Origin of the sequence: Hymenobacter siberiensis, from assembly GCF_018967865.2 — a bacterium.
Taxonomy (GTDB): domain Bacteria; phylum Bacteroidota; class Bacteroidia; order Cytophagales; family Hymenobacteraceae; genus Hymenobacter; species Hymenobacter siberiensis.
This window is the reverse complement of record NZ_JAHLZY020000001.1, coordinates 3,869,365-3,887,693: the sequence shown is the minus strand read 5'-3', so window position 1 is coordinate 3,887,693 and position 18,329 is coordinate 3,869,365. Positions and strand designations below refer to the sequence as shown.

Sequence of the window (18,329 nt, the reverse complement as noted above, 5' to 3'; positions counted from 1 at the left end):
GTTATTTTTACGGCTACTCCTCCACTCTGTCATCTTTCTCTGTCTTGAAAAAGTACTTATACCCCAGTCTATTAGTCGTTTTCGGCGTAATGGCGGCTGCCATTTTTTTCTTTAAAAAGCCGGAGGTTCGCACGCCGGAGCTGAAAGACCGGCGCGGTAGCCTGTCGGTTGGCAACGAATGGCTGAACACCAAAGCGGCCATTGAGGGCCTGCTGGCTAAGCTGCGCACTAACCCCAAGGACCAGAAGAGCCGCCTGCTGCTGGCCCAGGCCTACATGCAGGAGGGCCGCGTGACCGGCGACCACCCGTATTACGACGGCGCCGCCATGAACCTGCTGGAGCAGGTGCTGGCCGCCGAGCCCGAAAACTTTGAGGCCCTGTGCTGCAAAGCCTCGCTCTGCCTCACGCAGCACCACTTCGCCCAGGGCCTCGGCATTGCCGAGCAGGCCCAGAAGCTCAACCCCAACAGCGGCTTCGTGTATGGCCTGCTGACCGACGCCAATGTGGAAATGGGCCATTACGAGGAAGCCATTAAAATGGCCGACAAGATGAACCAGGTGCGCCCCGACCTGCCGGCCTACGCCCGGGTGAGCTACCTGCGCGAGATTTACGGCGACGTGCCCGGGGCCATTCAGGCTATGGATATGGCCGCCAAAGCCGGCTACATTGGCCTGGAGCAAACCGAATGGACTCGCGTGGCCCTCGGCCACCTCTACGAAGTGAGCGGCGACACGGCCCGTGCCCGGGGCTACTACCTCATGGCCCTGGCGGCCCGCCCCGGCTACGCGTATGCGCTGGCCGGCCTGGGCCGCATGGCGGCGGCCCGCAAGGATTACCCGCGTGCCATCAAGCTGTATCAGGAAGCCCGTATCACGGTGAAAGACTATGCTTTTGCCGATGAGCTGACCGACCTGTACCGCCAGAACGGCCAGCCCGACGAAGCTGATAAAATGGCCAAGGAGTCCATCGATATGTTGGCCAATGCCGCCAAGGAGGCCGACAGCAACGAGGAGATGGGCCACTATGCTGACCGCGAGTTGGCTTACGCCTACCTGAAAACCAATGAGTTGGACAAGGCCCTGGAGCACGCCAAAATAGAGTACGCCCGCCGCCCCGACAATATCGATGTGAACGAAACTATGGCTTGGGTGCTCTACAAGCGCGGGCAGTACGCCGAAGCCCAGAAGTACATGCAGGTGGCCCGCCGCACGGGCTCGAAAAACCCGGTGCTGCTGTGCCGCGCGGGCCTCATTATGAGTAAGATGGGTAAGATGGCCGAGGGCCAGGCGCTGATTGAGAACTCGCTGAAAACCGCGCCTTACCTCAATCCTGAAGTAGAAGCGGAAGGCAAGAAGCTGCTGGCGGCGCGGTAGGGTGCGGGGCTTGCCCCCGCCCGCCGTTCGCTCCATAATAATTCCGTTCAACGACGGGCGGGGGCAAGCCCCGCACCCTACCTATGACAACCCTTTTCCCGTTGCGAGGAATGCGTCTGCCGCGCCGCGCCCTGGTGGCCCTGCCGCTGCTGGTGGCGTTGCCAGCCGCCGCGCACGTCCTCAACACGGACCTGAGCAAGCTCTCGCGCACCGAGATTTTCTGGACTTACCTGCAGCTAGGCTTCACGCATATCATTCCGCTCGGGTTCGACCATATTCTCTTCATCATCAGTCTCTACATTCTGGAGCCGCGCCTGAAGCCGGTGCTCATGCAGGCCACGGCGTTTACGGTGGCGCACTCCATCACGCTGGGGCTGGCCATGTACGGGTTTATTCAGCCACCGTCGTCGGTTATCGAGCCGATTATTGCGCTGTCCATCCTGTTTGTGGCCATTGAGAACATTATTACCGACAAGCTCAACCCGTGGCGGCTTGTCATTGTGTTTGGCTTTGGGCTGGTGCACGGCATGGGCTTTGCCAGCGCCCTCACGGGCTTGGGGCTGCCGCAGAAAGACTATTTCGGCTCGCTCATTTCCTTCAATGTGGGCGTGGAGCTGGGCCAGGTTTCGGTGATATTGCTGTGCTGGGCGCTGGTAGGCCGCTGGGTGGCCGATAAGAGCTGGTACAAGCAGCGGGTCGTGATTCCGGTGTCGGTGGTTATCGGCCTGATAGCGGCTTACTGGACCGTAGAGCGGGTGTTTTTTGCCTGAATAATAAATTGAAATTCGCACACCCTCGCCGGGCCTTTTCGCCGTAGATAGCGCAAGCCCACCCCGCACTCATGGCCCTCCGCCCGTACTTCACGCTGCTGCTGCTGCTCAACTACCTGCTGGTAGTGGGAGCGGGCCTCGTGGAGCGTCCGGCGCGGGTGATTGACCGGCCCTTTGCCTACGTGCACAGCCACGATTGCCAACTGCGCCACACCCTGCGTCTGGGCTGTTTCGATGATTGCAACGGCGTGCAATACACCGTGAAAAAAACCGGCGAGCGGCCGCCTTTGCAACAGCTGCTTACCTCCCTCAAAGGCCTGGATACGCACTGCCTCACGGAGCTGCGGGTGGCGTTTGTACGGCCGGTTTTTACTGCTGCCGGGGCCCGGTGTGCAGCCCGCGTAGTGGCCGTGCCCGTGGGCTATCGGGGCCAGATTGAGTTGCCGCCCCGTCGGGGATAAGTTGAGTTTTGGCTGCGGTTGGGTTCGATTCCAGCTGTTGCCACCGGGCGCGGCTGCGATTAGCTGGTCGTGCCACTTCCTCTTATCCAATAATCCGACGCAGCCTGCCGGGCTACCGTGCCTGGGCGCGTTCAACTCCTCATTCCATGATTTTCCGGGCCAATTCTCTCCAACCCGTAGCGGGCGCTACGGGCGTTATCTCCCGCGTGCAGCTGCCCTCGGCGGGCCGCATTGCCAGCTCGTTGTTTGATGCGGGCAACAGCCGGACACTGCCAGCCATCAGTGAGACGGCCCTGCGCGACCAGCAGCGCGACCACCTGGCGCAGCAGCAGGCACAGCACCGGGCGCAGTGCCGCGCCAACTGCATGAGCAAGGCCAATTTCTAGTCGGCCTATTCTTCCCTTTTATTCAAATGAGCTGCTGGTGGGCGGTGCTTCGGCGCCGCCAGCCAGCCGCCTTGATTTCCGACTAGATGAAACAACTTCTTACTGCTTTATCGGCCTGGGGGCTTGTTCTCGGGCTGTTTTTATTGACCTGCCCGGCGCGGGCGCAGGGCACCGCCACGCTGCGCGGCACCGTGGCCGACTCCCTCTCGGGCCAGCCGCTGGCGGGCGTGAGCGTAGGGCTGCAAGGCCAGCCCGGCAGCACAGCCACCGATGCGCTGGGCAATTTTCGGCTGAGCGACCTCAAGCCCGCAGCCTACACGTTGCGGGTGGGGGCCCTCGGCTACCGCGCCCAGGCCGTGCCCGTGATGCTGAAAGCCGGCGAAACCCAGCGCCTCAACGTGCGCGTGGCCACCACCACGCTCAGCCTGGCCGAGGTGACCGTAAGCCAGCCCCGCGACCCCAACCAGAGCCTGGCCGCCATCTTGCACATCGACCAGCTGCTGCGGCCCGTGAACTCGGCGCAGGACTTGTTGCGCCTCGTGCCGGGCCTGTTTATCGCGCAGCACGCGGGCGGCGGCAAGGCCGAGCAAATTTTCCTGCGCGGCTTCGACTGCGACCACGGCACCGATTTCGCGGTGAGCGTGGACGGGCTGCCGGTGAACATGGTGAGCCACGCCCACGGCCAGGGCTACGCCGATTTTCACTTCGTAATTCCCGAAACGGTGGAGCAATTGAAGGTGTATAAGGGTCCGTATACGGCCCGGTTCGGCGATTTTGCCACGGCTGGCGCGGGCGAGTTCAGCACCAAAACCCGACTGGAGCACAGCCAGGTGAAGCTCGAAGTGGGCCAGTTTGCTACCCGCCGGGCGCTGGTGATGCTGGACCTGCTGGGGCCGGACCACCACCTGCTCAGCAAGCGCCCTGAAAGCGCCTACGTGGCGGCCGAGTACAACTTCACCAACTCGTATTTCGACCAGCCGCAGCACTTCAAGCGCTTCAATGGCATGGCTAAATACACCGGCCAGCTCTCCGACAAAACGGCGCTCACGGTGCTGGGCTCGCACTTCACCTCGAACTGGGACGCCAGCGGGCAGATTCCGGAGCGCGGCATCGAGCAGGGCATTATCTCGCGCTACGGCAGCATCGACCCCACCGAGGGCGGCCGCACCAGCCGCACCAACGCCAGCGTGGTGCTCACCACCGCGCTGCCGCACGATGCCGTGTTGCGCCAGCAGGCGTATTATTCGAAGTACGATTTCAGCCTGTTTTCCAACTTCACTTTCTTCCTGCACGACTCGATAAACGGCGACGAAATCAACCAGACCGACGACCGGAACCTCTTCGGCTACACGGCCACGTATGAGCGCGACGACCAGCTTGGGGCGCGCGCGCTGCACAGCACGCTGGGCGTGGGCACCCGCAACGATTTCTCGACGCTGGGCCTGCGCCACACCGTGCGGCGCGAAACGCTCGATACCATCAGCACGGGCCGGCTGTTCGAGCAGAACATCAACGTATACCTCGATGAAACCCTGACCCTGACCGACCGCCTCACGGTGAACGCGGCGGTGCGGGCCGACTTTTTCACCTTCGATTTCCGGGGCCGGCGGACTGATGAGGCCACCGGCCTAACCGCGCCGCTGGCGGGCCGCGTGGCCCGGGCCCGCGTGTCGCCCAAGCTCAACCTCTACTACCAGCTGTCGCCGGCCGTGCAGCTGTTTGCCCGTTCGGGTTTCGGCTTCCACTCGAATGATGCGCGGGGCGTGATTCAGGGCGTGAATGCCAATGTGCTGCCCCGCGCCATCGGCTCCGAAATCGGGAGCACGTTTAAACCGCTGCCCAGTCTGGTAGTGAATGCCGCCCTCTGGAGCCTGTATTTGCAGGACGAGCTGGTGTACGTGGGCGATGACGCCGTGGTGGAAAGTACCGGCCCCACCCAGCGCTACGGCCTCGATTTGTCGGTGCGCTACCAGCTGGGAAGCCGGTTGTTCCTCGATGGCGACTTCAACTACAACCACGGCCGCCAGCTCGACGCGCCCGAAAAGGCCAACTACATTCCGCTTGCGCCCACCTTCACCAGTACCGGCGGCCTCACCTACAAAGTCCCGAAAGGCTGGAGCGGCAGCCTGCGCTACCGCCACATCGACTCCCGCCCGGCCAACGACGACGGCAGCATCCGCGCCAAAGGCTACTTCCTGCTCGATGCTGTGCTGGCCTACACCACGCCGCGCTTCCAGATTGGGACTTCGGCCGAAAACCTGTTGAACGTGGAGTGGAACCAGGCCCAGTTCGCCACCCAGACCCGCCTGCCCGCCGAGCCTGCCGTTGGCGTTGATGAGCTGCACTTCACGCCCGGCACGCCATTTTATGCGAAGCTGAATGTGAGCGTGTTTTTTTAGGTCGTCCTGCTGCCCGCTGGCACGCGTCGCAGACGCGCGCCAGCGGGCAGCAGGACTCTTTCAATCAAAAAAAAGCCGCTCCGATTCATCGGAGCGGCTTTTTTTTGATTGAAAATGGCTGGTCGTTACTGCACTGCCACCTTCTGGCTCACATGAAACTCGGGTACGCTCAGCTGGTAAATACCGGCCGGCAGCGTCTTCTTCACGCCGAGGCGCAGCTCGTTCGTGCCGTTGTAGAGGCGCACAGTTTCCTGGTGCACCAGGCGGCCCGTCAGGTCGTGCAGCTGCACGGTGGCGGCCTGCTCGCGGTTGGCGGTAATCACCACATCGATGCGGTCGGCGGCGGTGGGGTTGGGGTACACCAGTACCTCGGCGGTGGGTACTTCCTTAGTGTTAGCCAGCACGGCGGCATCGCGGCGGCCGGTCATGGCGCCGGTTACCACGGTGGGAGCAGTGTAGGTGGCCTTCACGAACGCGCCCTGGCTGGGGTTGGCGGTGCTGGCGTTTTTGGCTTTCAGCGTGTACCAGCCTTCGGTGGTGGGCGTGTAGGTGCCCGTGAGGGTACCGGTGCCGGTTTGGCTGCTCACTACGGTGCCAGCGCTGTTGAGCACGGCCACCGTCAGGCTGCGCGTGGCATCGACGGGGAAAAGGGTGTAGGTGACGCCTTTGTTGGCGGCCACGTAGATGCGGCCGGCCGTGCGGTAGGCCGTGGAGGCGGCCGGCAGCTCACCACCCTGCATCAGGCTGCGGCTGTCGGAGTCGCCGAGGTCGTTGGCCAGCTCCCACTCCTGGGTGGTGGTCAGGGCGGGGCGGGTGTAGTCGGTCACGGCGTTGGTGGGCGCCCACACCGAGTAGCCCCGGCGGCCGCTGGCGGCCGTGCCGTTGCACGGCGGGGTGTTGATGGCCACGGTCTGGGTGCTGCTCACCGTGATGGTGGCAGTGCCATTTGCCCCGGAATAGTCCTTCAGCACGGTACCGGGCGCGAAATCGCAGCTCACCGTGTTGTTCTGCCAGGTGGTGAAGTTGTCGTTGATGCCGATGATGGCCTTGGTGCTGCGCTCAATCACGAGGTGGTCGGCGGCTTGGTAGCGCACTCTGTACGCGCCGTCCTTGAAATGCAGGTTCTGGTGGCACCACACCAGGTTCACGAGGTCGTCGCGGGTGGGCAGGTCCACGGTGCTTTTGGGGCTGTGCACGTAGCGCTTGCTGGTGTTGCCCACGTTGAACACGTCCTCAAAAAACAGCATCGGCGAGCCATCCATGGCCAGCGCGGCAGCATACACGGCCGAGAGGCGCGGGTCGAACGGGTCGATGTGCGGGGCCAGCTCCGAGCCGGTATTCCAGCCGGTGTAGTTGCCGTTGGCATCTACCTGGGGCCGCATCGTGTCGTGGTTGTTCACGAAGGGCACCGTACGGTGCACATACGTCCCGTTGATGTTCACCACCCGCGTGCCTTGCTGGTAGCTGGGCAGCGTGCCGATGTCGAAGCTGCCGCCCTGGCTCACAACGTTGTACAGGCCGTTGCGCAGCGAGAAGTCGAACGTGCCCGAGCGGTTGTTCACGTTGGCTACCCAGCCATCCATCTGGCTCGACGAGCCCACCCATTCACCCACGGCGTACATGGTGGCCCCGCCGTTGGCCCAGCCGGCGTTGCTCTGCATATTATACAGAAAGTCTTCGGAGGCGAAGTCGGGGAAGTGCTTCACCGCGTCCATTCGCACACCATCGAAACCGACCTGCTTCTTGTACCAAATCAGCCAGTTGCGGTTGCCGGTACGCATGTAGTCGCTGGCCTGCACGGGGTTATAGGTAGTGGCGTTGGAGCTTTGGCCGTAGGAGCCGGTGTAGTAGCTGATGTCGGGCCCAAACAAGGGGGCGTTCCAGTCGCCGGTGGTGGAATTATTTCCCTGGTTGGGGTTGAAATTCTCCCAGTTTTTCGAGAAGCGGCCCGAGCGGCTGAAATAATCTGCGGCGCTCTCGTCGGTCACCGGCTTAGCGTAGCTCACGTAGCGGAAGTTCTTGTACTTGCTGGTCGTGCCGTCTTCCCAGGCGGCGGGGTCCTGCCCGCCCGCACCGGTCGAGGAACCGGCCCCGTCGTTGTGGTTCAGCACCAGGTCCTGAATTACCTCCACGCCGTTGGCGTGCAGCACGGCCACGGCGCGCAGCAGCTCATCCTTCGTGCCCATACGGGTAGCCAGGAAGCCTTTCTGCCACTTATCGCCCAGGTCGTAGTTGTCGAAAGGGGAGTAGCCGTTGCCCTGGTTGGCGTTTTTGATGGTCGGCGGAATCCAGACGGCATCCACGCCCATGCTTTTCAGGCGCGGGGCCAGGTCGGCGAGGTAGTTGGCCCAGCCATTAGGATAGTTCGAGTTCCAGAAATCCCACCAGAAGCCCTGCATGACTACTTTTTGGGCGTAGGCAGCTTGGTTGCCGACCCCCAGCAACGCGATGGCCAGAGCTAAAGCAAACCGGAATCGTTTGCGGAACGGAAAACGCGGGGAAAAGTGCATCATGTGTGGGAATTGGGTTTTGTGAGGAAAAAATGAAGTACGGCTTGTTAATCAGTAGCAGCGCAAAAACAGCGATTTTGCTGCTATTACAGTGAATCAAGGTAGAAAAAATGGTTCGTATAACCTTGAAATGACAAAATATTATTTGTGCATTCGATTGCATTTTTTGAATAATTGTGCTATGTCAATAATTATTGTTCATCAGGTCGTGGAGGAGTGCTGGCGTTGTGCTCCGGGCCTTGGTTTCGCTCAGGCTCCGGCTTGGTTCGTTTTGGTAAAAGTGCCGGTTGGCGAGTGGTTGCTGCTGCAGCGCGCCGTAGTTTTGGCCCATGGTTAGGTTGAGAGAAGTAGGGGAGTTTGTCAGAGCGTCTGCCGGTAAGGCGCACATCATTGGTTGCCTGGCCGCCACGCTGCTCACCGCCGGCTGCCAGCTGCGCGCCGAGGAGGCGCAAACGCCCGCCAAAAAACGCGTCACTGCTGCTGCTGCCCTCACATCGGCCGCTGTGCCGGCGGTGGCCGTCCCGGTCCCCGATTCGCTGCGCCTGACCCCGGTGCCCGCGCTGGCCGCCGTGCCCGATACCCTGCGCCAGGCCATCGAGCAGCTGCACGCCGCCCTTGGTCCTGCCGCCGCCGCGCTACGCCCCGAAGTGCTGGAGCAGGCCTGCATTGGCTACCTCACACTGCACCCCACCGGCCGCATCGAGCGCGCCGGTCTGCTGGCCGTGGCCGATATGGACCTGCCCAACACCTCCGAACGCCTCTGGGTCATCGACCTGAAGGAAGCGAAAGTGCTGCACCGCAGCCTGGTGGCCCACGGCGAAGGCTCGGGCCACCTGCGCGCCCGCCGCTTTTCCGATAAAGATTCGTCGGCCTGCACCTCGCTGGGCTTCTACCGCACGGCGGGTACTTACGATGGTGTTCATGGCTACTCGCGCCGCATCGAAGGATTGGATAAAGGGCAAAATGCGAATGCCTTCGACCGCTACGTGGTGCTGCACGCCGCCGATTACGTCAGCCCGAAATACGTGCGCCAATACGGCCACCTGGGCTACAGCCGGGGCTGTCCGGCGCTGCCGCCCGCGCAGTTCAAGGCCATTATTGCCACGTTGCGGGTGGGCAGCATGCTGCTCATGAGCGGCCCCGGCCTGGCCTCGCGCTGGCTGGATGGGCCGGCCGCCGGCCGCCGGTTTTTGCAGCGCGGCTGGCGCTAGCCGGGTTGCATCCGGAGAAGCAACGGAATCATTTAGCTCGGCAAATCGTGTTTAAAGTAGCCGCCGGAATTCCCACTCCGTATAAAGCATCCGAAACAGCTGTCGCCCGTGCGCCGGCTGATTTTGCTTCTCCAACCAGCCACTTCGATTATGCATTCGCATCAGCCCAGCATCGTTCAGCGCAAACGCCAAGGCCTGCGTCGTCAGCGCATGGCGCGCCGCGTTCTGCCGTTTTTGGCCTCGTTGTTTTTGGCTACGCCCATGGCCGGCAATATTCAGCAGTCGGTGGCGGGCAGCTCGCGCAACGAGCTGCGGATGCCCAAAATAGAATTTTCGCCCAAAGCCCAGTTCGACCAGGAGCTGCGCACCACCTACAATGCCCTCGGGGCCGAGCAGGAAGGGCTGCGCTTTGAAACGTTCGCCAAGGCCATGACCGGCTACCTCAACCTGCGCCAGGCCGGCAAGCTGGCCGAGGACAAGCAGGTGCTGACGGTTATTGACTTCGACCTGCCCAGTACCGAAAAACGCCTCTGGGTGCTCGATTTGGGCAAGAAAGAAGTCCTCTTTCATACCCTCGTGGCTCACGGCCACAACTCGGGCGAGAATGAAGCCAGCAGCTTTTCCAACACCGACCAAAGCAATATGAGCAGCCTGGGCTTTTATGTCACCGGCAGCGAATACGAAGGCAAGCACGGCCATTCGCTGCGCCTCGAAGGCATGGACGAAGGCGTGAACAGCAACGCCGCTGCCCGTTCCATCGTGATGCACGGCGCCGATTATGTCAGCGAAGACTTCATTAAGCAGAATGGCCGCCTGGGTCGTAGCCTTGGCTGCCCGGCGCTGCCCATGGACCAGTATTCGCAGATTATCGACGTTGTGAACGGTGGCACTTGCCTGTTCCTCAACAAGTCGGACGCGGGTTACTCGTCGCAGTTTTTGAACCAGCAAGTGGCCATGGCTGCTATGGCGCCCCACGCCACGGCCCACGGCATCTCGTAGGTTTCAGCACTGCTGATATTATTGGAAAAGGCTCCCCGCGCAAGCAGGGAGCCTTTTTGTTTTTGGCTGGCTGTCGGAATAAAGACGAAGTGCTACAGCTTCACGCCAAACTTCGCGCCCACGCCTTCCAAATCCTTAACCACGGCATCGAGCAGCGGAATGCCGTCCAGCAATCGATGGGCGGCCATTTCGCGCTCGGGGTCGCCAGGGATGAGGACTTTTTTGCCTTCCACTGCCTGCGCTTGGCGGAAAGTTGAAATCCAGTTATCCATGTGCGCTTTAAACTCGTTGGCAGGCCGGAAGGCATCGACGCGCATGGCGCCGAAAAAGTGTCCCAGGCCCTGCCCCACGGGGTTGGCCGAGGGCTGTAGGAAGGCCACGAAGGGCGGCACCCACGGCCCATAGTTCGCGCCGGAGAGCACGGCCGAGAAAATATCGACCACCGCGCCCAAGCCGTAGCCCTTGTGCGAGCCGGTGGCCCCGCCCAGGGGCAGCAGCGCGCCGCCGTTTTTCACCGCGTTGGCATCGGTGCTGGGTTGGCCGTCGGCGGTTTGGGCCCAGCCTTCGGGCAGGGGCAGGCCCTTGCGCTGGGCAATTTCGAGCTTGCCGTTGGCGGCGGTGGTGGTGGCCATGTCGAGCACGAAATCAGACTGCTCGCCGGCGGGCACGGCTACGGCAATGGGGTTGGTGCCAAGCAGGCGGTCGAGCGAGAAGGTGGGCGCGACGAGCGGCGAGGCGTTGGTCATGGCAATGCCAATCATGTCGTGCGCCAGCGGCAGCATGGCGTGGTAGCCGGCAATGCCGAAGTGGTTGGAGTTCTTCACTGAAACCCAGCCGGTACCTGCCTGCCGGGCTTTCTCAATGGCCACGCGCATGGCCCGGGGGCCCACCACCAGGCCCAGGCCGCCGTCACCATCTACCACGGCGGTACTAGGCGTTTCGTAGGTGACGCCCACGCGGGGCGTGGCGTTGATGCGGCCGGCCTCCCACAGGCGCACGTAGCCCACGAGGCGGGCCACACCGTGGGAATCTACGCCGCGTAGGTCGGCCGAAAGCAGGGTTTCGGTGGCGAGGGTGGCATCCTCGGCCGGGCAGCCCATGGCGAGAAAAACGCTTTCGGTGAAGGTGAAAAGCTGGCTGTAGGAGAAGGTCATGTCTTGAGGAATCGGAGAAATGGGAACGTCATACCGAGCGCAGCGAAGCATCTTTACCGCCACCACTAATCCATTCGATTGGTTTAGTGGTGGCGGTAAAGATGCTTCGCTGCGCTCGGTATGACGCTCAAAGTAAATTATACGGCCAGTATCTCCGCCAAAACCCCTTCCTTCAGTGCGAAAGCCGACGCACGAATCCGCGTAATTTCCGTGATGCCCAGCACGAAATCAATTAGCACGGTGGCTACCACCATCATATTGGCCCGCATGGGCAGGATGCCGGGCAGGGCCTTGCGCTGCTCGTGGTTGCCGCCGAGCAGGTGGCGGTAGCTGCTTTGGAAGGATTCCAGCGCCAGCTCGGTGCAGGGCGGCAGCTCGGCCTCAGTACGCAACTGGCCAGCTTGCATGTCGGCCAGGCTGTCGAAGCTGCCGGATGCGCCGACGATGCCCACCGGCCGGTACTGCCGCACGGCTTCGATGAGCGGCGTGAGCATTGTGCCGAGGTACTGCTGCTCGGCCTCGACGGCGGCGGCGGGAAATACGCCGCTGGGGTCGGGAAAGAACATATCCAGCAGGCGCTGAGCCCCGATTTCGAAGCTCTGCTTCCAGAAAATGGTAGTCTGGTTGGCAATGATGAACTCCACCGAGCCGCCGCCGATGTCCATTATCAGCTGCGATTCCTTCCCCAAATCCACGGCCTGGCGCACCCCCTGGCAGATGAGCTCCGCCTCGCGCTCGCCAGAAATGACGTTGACCTGAATGCCGGTTTGCTCGAAAATGTCGCGCACCAAATCGGGACCATTTTTCGTGACGCGCATGGCGCTGGTGGCGGTGGCACGCACCTCCGTCACGGAGTGCAGCTCCATTTCCTCCTTGAAGCCGGCCAGCGTGTGCAGGGCGCGGTCGTAGGCCGCCGGGGCGATGATGCCCTGGCTGATGCCGCCCTCGCCCAGGCGTACGCCCGCTTTGGTGCGCAGCACGACCACCGGTTTCTGGCCGGGCGTGGTGGGCATTTCCACAATAAGCAGGTGGAAAGTGTTGGTGCCCATATCAATCAGGGCAAGGCGGCGGGGGTGAGGATGGGCGTGATGCATTGAGAAGAAAATATGGCAATGGCAACGAAGGGTACGACGGGCCTGTGCCGAAGCACCCTAAACATGCGCTTGCTTCCTACGTAAAGAAAGAGCGATGGCTGATAAAAATTTTATTTCAACGAAGAAGTGTCCGGTCTGCCAGCAGTGGTCGCACTGGCAGCAGCAAGCCACCGACCGCTGCGAACACTGCGGCGAGCTGCTGGACCCACGCACGCACGAGGAAACCCGGCAGCGCGCGGCTACGGAGCACCTGCGCGGGGGCATTCAGCTCGTGGAAATATACCCCGAAGATGGCGGCCTGGTGCGGTTTTTCAAGACTATTGTGCGGGGCGGGCAGCTGCTATTCGTGGCCATTCTGGGGTTTATTGTGTGGCTGGTAACCGCCTTGGCGGCCTGATATGCGGGTGCCGGCCGTGCTTCGCCACCCTTTGTTTTTAGGCAGCGCCCTGCTCTACGGCGGCTACCAGCTAAACAAGCACTGGCTGCACCTGGCGCTGCCGGCCGGGCTGGCGTCGTACTTGAACGATGTGCTTTTTCTCCCCCTAATGCTCAGCCTGGCCCTGGCCGCACACCAAACCGTGTACGGCCGTGGGGCCACGCTGCCCGGCACCTGGGTGCTGGCCGCCTGGGCCGGCGTAGCGCTGTGGTTCGAAGGCCTGCTGCCGCTCTGGTCGGCCCAGGCCGTGGCCGACCCGGCAGACGTGTTGGCCTACGCGGCCGGGGCGCTCATTTTTCAGCTGTGGATGAATAAGCGCGTGAGGTAAGCTTTAGCCTGCCGTGTTTTAATGAAGCTGTTTAGAAAGTCAAAGGACTCCCAAAAAAGCGCGAAATTTGAGGTGTAACACTCCTTTTTTCGCATTTTAATGGAAGTCCTGTCCAAAGATATGATTCGCCAATGGATTCTGCCCGCGCTCACCTTCTCCGCCCATGGCCGCCCCTCGGTCGTGGAGCCGGCCGAGTTGGTGGAAGCCATTCTCTACAAACTCAAAAGCGGCTGTCAATGGCGATTGTTGCCTGTTAAACAGTTTTTTACGGGCGCATCGCTGACCTGGCAGGGCGTGTACGCCCGCTTTAATGCGTGGCGCAAGGACGGGTCCTGGCAAGGGGTATGGCTCCGCTTGTTGCGCGAAAACGGGGCCCATCTGGACTGTTCCAGCGTCCAACTCGACGGCAGCCACACGCCCGCCAAGAACGGCGGGGAGGCCGTCGGCTATCAGGGCCGCAAGAAAGCCCGTACCACCACAGCCCTCTTCTTGGCCGATAACCGGGGACAACCGCTGGCCTGCGCCAGCCCGCAGGCGGGCAACCACCACGACACCCACCAGCTCAACGCCTTGTTCGGGGAAATCTGCGCCTCGCTCGAAGCGGCTAATATTCCCGTCGCCGGGCTGTTTCTGAACGCCGACAAAGCCTTTGACACCCAAGGCTTTCGTCAGGAATGCGCCCGGCGCGACATCGAGGCCAACATTCCCCGCAACCGCCGCGCCGCCGACTGGCAGACCGACGACGACACCTTTTTCGACCCCGAACTCTACCGCCGCCGCGTCGTGGTCGAACACGCCAACGCCTGGCTCGACGGCTTTAAAACCTTGCTCGTGCGCTACGAAACCAGCGTCGGCAATTGGCTGGCCTGGCACTGGCTCGCCTTCGTCGTCATCTTTTTGCGAAAAATTAATCAAAAGCCGACTTTCTAAACAGCTTCAATATCTTTTTTTCCAAAACGGCAAGCTAAAGTTTGCCTCACACGGCAAACCGGCAGAACGTGCCCAGCGGCAGCTTGCGCTGCCCGGCATCGTGCAGGTAAATCTCGCCCAGCTCGCGCACGGCCTTCTCGCCGGGGAAAATGGCGGTAGTCAGATTATCGAGAATCAGGGCTGAGAAGCCCAGCGAGTACAGGTTCACCACAAAGAAATGGTCCTCTGGGTCGAGGAGCTGCTGGCTGAGCTTGAGCATTTCGTTCAACTCGTCTTCGAGCTGCCATTTCTCACCGTTGGGGCCCCGGCCGTAGGCGGGCGGGTCGAGGATGAGGCCCTGATACTTGCTGCCGCGCTTCACTTCGCGCCGCACGTACTTCATGGCGTCTTCCACGAGCCAGCGCACGCCGTCGAGCTGGCTGGCTTCCATGTTGTCGCGGGCCCAGAAGTTCACCTGCTTCACCGAATCGAGGTGCGTGACGTCGGCGCCGGCGGCGCGGGCGGCCAGCGTGGCCGCGCCCGTGTAGGCAAACAGGTTGAGCACGCGCGGCAATTTGGCGCGGCGCTTTTTCGTCTGATTATAGATGAACTGCCAGTTGGGGTCCTGCTCCGGAAACAGGCCCACGTGCTTAAACGAGGACAGGCCCAGCCGGAATTTCAGCTTCAGGCCATCGGGCCGCTCGTAGGCAATGACCCACTGCTCGGGCATGTCGGGCTTGAGGCGCCACTGGCCCTTTTCGGTGGAGCCGGGCGCACGGGCGAAGGCCGCATCGGCCTTTTTCCATTCCTTGAGGGGCAAGTGCGGGTCCCAGATGGCTTGCGGCTCGGGGCGGGCCAGGATGTATTGGCCAAAGCGTTCGAGCTTCTGGAAGTTGCCGGAATCAATTAGCTCGTAGTCGGGCCAGGGCGAGGTGGTGAGGAAATCGTACATAGAGCGCGCAAAGGTAGGGGCCGTGCCCGGCAGGGTCGGCTAATTGGGTAGTAACCCGGTCCGAGCCTTTTGGGGTTTGGGGCCGTATAGGGGTACAACCAGCTTCCGGCTAGTTGTCGGTTGTTCGTTGTTAAGCAGTGATTCATAAGCAAACTACTTCAGCGTAAAATCAGATGTTTAAAATTCGTAAAGACCCTGAATTACCGGCTTGGGTATTCCTGGCCCTGCGGCTGGGTTCGCTGCTCGCCGTGGCCGTGGTAGCCGCCGTGGTTGTTAAATGCAGCGGGTACTAAAATCTGCGCGCGACATTTTGCGTCTCAACAGGCGCAGGCCACTTCGTGAACATTATGAATACCCAAAGGTGGATACTTGGCAATTACCCCTCTTCTGAAAGGCCGTTGGCAGTGTTCATCGAAAAGTAGCGACCCACCTTGCGAGTACCGCCTAGTTTTAGCAGATGTTAATGACTCTTGCCCCCTGGAAAACCTGCCTCGTTGCCTGCGTGCTGATGCTGACGGCCTGTTCATCGCCGGCGCAGCAGGCCGAGGTGCTGGTGCCGGATTCCTCCCTGGGGCCCCTCACCCCGCGCCGCGACGTATCGGAAGCGCCCTGGCGGGGCCGCGTGCTCGACCGCAACGATTCCGTGCTGGTGGCCACCCGGCCGGTGTACCTGCTCACCCTGCCGGTGCGCCCGCCGCTCGACTCCGCCGGCCTCAACCGCCTGCTGGGCTGGCGCGACAGTGCCTTGTGGCACCGCATTAGCGCAGCTCTGCCCTACGAAGGCGCCCGCCCCAAGGGAGGCGTGAAATTGCTGCTTACCAACGCGGAAGCCGAAAAAATACGCAAGCGCCAGAAGGAGTGGCCCATGCTCAGGCTCACGCAGCAAACCATGCGCACCTATACCACGAGCACGGGAGCACCCGTGCTTGGCTACGCCGCTGACCAGGCGCAGGCTTTCCTGCGCTCGGCCCAACGTTACCGTCGGGGCCGGTTCTACCGCCTGCGCAACGGTGGCGTCGAGAGCTACTACAACGGCCTGCTCAACGGCCGCCGCGGCATTCGGCACCCGCTCCTCGACTCCACGGGCCAGGAGCGCGGCAACTGGGCCGCCGACACCGCGTTTCAGCAAGGCCAGGACCTCCATCTGAGCCTCGATGCCCGGCTGCAGGCCTATGCCGAAAGCCTGATTGGCGGCCGCAAGGGCTACCTCGTAGCCCTCGACCCGCGCACCGGCGAAATTCTCTGCTTCGTATCAGGCCCCACGTTTTCGGCCCGCACCCTCACCGCGCCCGACCAGGCCGGCGTGCGCGCCAAGCTGCTGGAAAGCGAAGACATGCCCCTGATGAACCGGCCCGCCATGCTGGCCAACCCGCCGGGCTCGGTTTTTAAGCTCGTGAATGCCGCCGTGGCCCTGCAGCTGGGAGCTATCACGCCCCAAACCGGCTTTCGCTGCGACCAGTCGCTCATCAGCTGCGTGCACCACCACCCGGCCGGTAAAAACCTCACCCTAGGCCTGCAGTACAGCTGCAATCCCTATTTCTACCAGGTGATGCGCAATATCATCAGCCGCGTGCCCGACAGTCTGGCCACCGACACCGTGGCCGCCCGCCACGCCAACTTGGCCCAGTGGCGCCGCTACGTGCGGTCCTTCGGGCTCGACTCCGTGCTGGGCGTGGATGTGCCGCACGAAGCCCCCGGCTTCCTGCCCACCCCGGCCTACTACGACAAGGTCCGCCGCACCACGCACTGGACCTACCGTTCCATTTATTCGCTCAGCATCGGGCAGGGCGAAATCAATCTCACCGGCCTGCAAATGGCCAATATGGCCGCCATCATCGCCAACCGGGGCTGGTACATCCGGCCGCACCTGGTGCGCAGCGTGGGCGACAGCGGCCCGCTGCCCCGCTTCACCAAAAAGCACTACACCCTGGTCGATAGCGCCAACCTGGCCGCCCTCGTCCCCGGCATGATTGCCGTGATGCAGCGCGGCGGCACCGCCGAAACCTCCAGTCTGGCTGATGTAGGCATCACCGTGGCCGGCAAAACTGGCACCGTGCAAAACGACGAAGGCGACGACCACGCCACCTTCGTCGGCTTCGCCCCCGCCAACAACCCGCGCATTGCCGTGGCCGTGTACCTCGAAAATGCCGGTTTCGGGGCCACCGCCGCCGCCCCCTGCGCCGTGATGGTGATGGAGAAATACCTGAGGGGCAGCATCGCGCCCAAGCGCAAGCGTTGGGAGTCGCGCATCAAGCGCCGCGCTAAGATTGAGGATTAGGGCGACGCGGGCCGTGCCCCACAGGGGTCCCATGAGGCGCACACGGGGGGCGACGACGCCAGGGCCATTCATTACTTTTGCATCATGCAATTCCATAAATACCAGGGCACCGGCAATGACTTCGTCATGATTGACGACCGTGTCCATGCTTTCAATGAAACCGACCAGCCGCTGATTGCCCAGCTCTGCGACCGCCGCTTCGGCATTGGGGCCGATGGCCTGATTCTGCTGCGCAACAAGCCTGATTTCGATTTCGAAATGGTGTACTTCAACGCCGATGGCCGCCCCAGCTCCATGTGCGGCAACGGCGGCCGCTGCACCGTGGCCTTTGCCAAATACCTCGGCCTCATCGGCGACGAAACCCATTTTCTGGCCGTGGATGGCCCCCACGAAGCCCGCGTGGAGCCCGACGGCACTGTGCGCCTGCGCATGATTGATGTAGCCGCTGCCCAGAAAGCCGGGGTAGGGGAGGCCGACGTTTTCCTGCACACCGGCTCGCCCCACCACATTCATTTCCTCGACCCTGAAGGCGGTCAAAAACTGGTAGATTTCGACGTGTACGGCATCGGCCACGACATCCGCCACGACTCGGCCTACGACCCGGCCGGCACCAACGTCAACTTCGTGGAAATTCCCGCCGACCCCGCCCAGCCCTGGCCCGTGCGCACCTACGAGCGCGGCGTGGAAGACGAAACCCTGAGCTGCGGTACCGGCGTAACGGCCGTGGCCCTGGCTGCCTCGCAACGCGGCGCGGCCTCGCCCGTGCGCCTGCAAACCATGGGCGGCGAACTGGAAGTAAGCTTCGAGCAGCGTCCCGACGGTGGCTTCGAAAACGTATGGCTGAGTGGCCCGGCGGTGCGGGTTTTCGGCGGGGAGGTGTAAGGCGGGTCACCTCACCCCCTGACCCCCCTCTCCAAAAAAGAAGGGGCACCGGCTTTGCTCCAGACAGATGAAGCCGTTAATGAAAATAGCCCAGCGCAATGCGCCGGGCTATTTTCGTTTTATTCCTGCTCCGAACCGGTGCCCCCTCTCTGCGGGAGAGGGGGGCAGGGGTGAGGTTAACCGTGAG

At 62.3% G+C, this 18,329-nt stretch carries 16 protein-coding genes and 1 pseudogene; 12 read left to right on the top strand and 5 right to left on the bottom strand.

Going from position 1 to position 18,329, the window contains the following annotated elements; genetic code table 11:
- Positions 1 to 44 precede the first annotated feature (44 nt).
- From KQ659_RS17250 to KQ659_RS17230, 5 genes are all read left to right on the top strand, one after another.
- Complete coding sequence (locus KQ659_RS17250) at positions 45 to 1,373, top strand: tetratricopeptide repeat protein (protein WP_216685976.1); 1,329 nt, start codon at positions 45 to 47, stop codon at positions 1,371 to 1,373.
- Positions 1,374 to 1,456: 83 nt separating this feature from the next.
- The gene (locus tag KQ659_RS17245; protein WP_226930024.1) at positions 1,457 to 2,143 is read left to right on the top strand and encodes a HupE/UreJ family protein; all 687 of its coding nucleotides are present in this window, start codon (positions 1,457 to 1,459) and stop codon (positions 2,141 to 2,143) included.
- Between the two features lie 71 nt (positions 2,144 to 2,214).
- A complete protein-coding gene (locus KQ659_RS17240; protein ID WP_216688131.1) occupies positions 2,215 to 2,604 on the top strand; it encodes a hypothetical protein in 390 nt (129 codons plus the stop codon).
- Between the two features lie 146 nt (positions 2,605 to 2,750).
- Positions 2,751 to 2,990, top strand: a complete 240-nt coding sequence (locus KQ659_RS17235) for a hypothetical protein (protein WP_216688132.1) — start codon at positions 2,751 to 2,753, stop codon at positions 2,988 to 2,990.
- 86 nt (positions 2,991 to 3,076) lie between these two features.
- Positions 3,077 to 5,389 (top strand): TonB-dependent receptor, encoded by a 2,313-nt coding sequence (locus KQ659_RS17230; RefSeq protein ID WP_216688133.1) that lies wholly within the window; start codon positions 3,077 to 3,079, stop codon positions 5,387 to 5,389.
- 125 nt (positions 5,390 to 5,514) lie between these two features.
- On the opposite strand, the gene KQ659_RS22175 is transcribed toward KQ659_RS17230, so the two are convergent.
- Complete coding sequence (locus tag KQ659_RS22175; protein ID WP_408610795.1) at positions 5,515 to 5,817, bottom strand: T9SS type A sorting domain-containing protein; 303 nt, start codon at positions 5,815 to 5,817, stop codon at positions 5,515 to 5,517.
- 945 nt (positions 5,818 to 6,762) lie between these two features.
- Positions 6,763 to 7,698: pseudogene (locus tag KQ659_RS22170) on the bottom strand (alpha-amylase family glycosyl hydrolase); the annotation flags it as partial.
- 530 nt (positions 7,699 to 8,228) lie between these two features.
- On the opposite strand from KQ659_RS22170, the gene KQ659_RS17220 reads away from it, so the two are divergent.
- The gene (locus KQ659_RS17220; RefSeq protein WP_216679930.1) at positions 8,229 to 9,110 is read left to right on the top strand and encodes a murein L,D-transpeptidase catalytic domain family protein; all 882 of its coding nucleotides are present in this window, start codon (positions 8,229 to 8,231) and stop codon (positions 9,108 to 9,110) included.
- A 150-nt stretch (positions 9,111 to 9,260) separates the two neighbouring features.
- Positions 9,261 to 10,109, top strand: coding sequence for a murein L,D-transpeptidase catalytic domain family protein (locus KQ659_RS17215; RefSeq protein WP_216679931.1), 849 nt, complete (start codon positions 9,261 to 9,263; stop codon positions 10,107 to 10,109).
- A gap of 92 nt (positions 10,110 to 10,201) precedes the next feature.
- On the opposite strand, the gene KQ659_RS17210 is transcribed toward KQ659_RS17215, so the two are convergent.
- Positions 10,202 to 11,263, bottom strand: a complete 1,062-nt coding sequence (locus tag KQ659_RS17210; protein ID WP_216679932.1) for an Ldh family oxidoreductase — start codon at positions 11,261 to 11,263, stop codon at positions 10,202 to 10,204.
- Between the two features lie 137 nt (positions 11,264 to 11,400).
- On the bottom strand, positions 11,401 to 12,357 hold the full coding sequence (locus KQ659_RS17205; protein ID WP_216688134.1) for a Ppx/GppA phosphatase family protein: 957 nt from the start codon (positions 12,355 to 12,357) through the stop codon (positions 11,401 to 11,403).
- A gap of 94 nt (positions 12,358 to 12,451) precedes the next feature.
- Between KQ659_RS17205 and KQ659_RS17200 the strand changes: the two genes are divergently transcribed.
- From KQ659_RS17200 to KQ659_RS17190, 3 genes are all read left to right on the top strand, one after another.
- The gene (locus KQ659_RS17200; RefSeq protein WP_216679934.1) at positions 12,452 to 12,754 is read left to right on the top strand and encodes a hypothetical protein; all 303 of its coding nucleotides are present in this window, start codon (positions 12,452 to 12,454) and stop codon (positions 12,752 to 12,754) included.
- A gap of 31 nt (positions 12,755 to 12,785) precedes the next feature.
- On the top strand, positions 12,786 to 13,121 hold the full coding sequence (locus KQ659_RS17195) for a magnesium citrate secondary transporter (RefSeq protein ID WP_216679935.1): 336 nt from the start codon (positions 12,786 to 12,788) through the stop codon (positions 13,119 to 13,121).
- 99 nt (positions 13,122 to 13,220) lie between these two features.
- Positions 13,221 to 14,051: an IS5 family transposase gene (locus KQ659_RS17190; protein ID WP_216678791.1), complete on the top strand. Its 831-nt coding sequence runs from the start codon at positions 13,221 to 13,223 to the stop codon at positions 14,049 to 14,051.
- 46 nt (positions 14,052 to 14,097) lie between these two features.
- Here KQ659_RS17190 and KQ659_RS17185 read toward each other — a convergent pair whose 3' ends face one another.
- The gene (locus KQ659_RS17185) at positions 14,098 to 14,982 is read right to left on the bottom strand and encodes a class I SAM-dependent methyltransferase (protein ID WP_216688135.1); all 885 of its coding nucleotides are present in this window, start codon (positions 14,980 to 14,982) and stop codon (positions 14,098 to 14,100) included.
- A gap of 463 nt (positions 14,983 to 15,445) precedes the next feature.
- Between KQ659_RS17185 and KQ659_RS17180 the strand changes: the two genes are divergently transcribed.
- Both KQ659_RS17180 and dapF read left to right on the top strand, forming a co-directional pair.
- Complete coding sequence (locus KQ659_RS17180; RefSeq protein ID WP_216679937.1) at positions 15,446 to 17,260, top strand: peptidoglycan D,D-transpeptidase FtsI family protein; 1,815 nt, start codon at positions 15,446 to 15,448, stop codon at positions 17,258 to 17,260.
- Between the two features lie 84 nt (positions 17,261 to 17,344).
- Positions 17,345 to 18,142: a diaminopimelate epimerase gene (dapF, locus tag KQ659_RS17175; RefSeq protein ID WP_216679938.1), complete on the top strand. Its 798-nt coding sequence runs from the start codon at positions 17,345 to 17,347 to the stop codon at positions 18,140 to 18,142.
- The last annotated feature ends 187 nt before the right edge of the window (positions 18,143 to 18,329 follow it).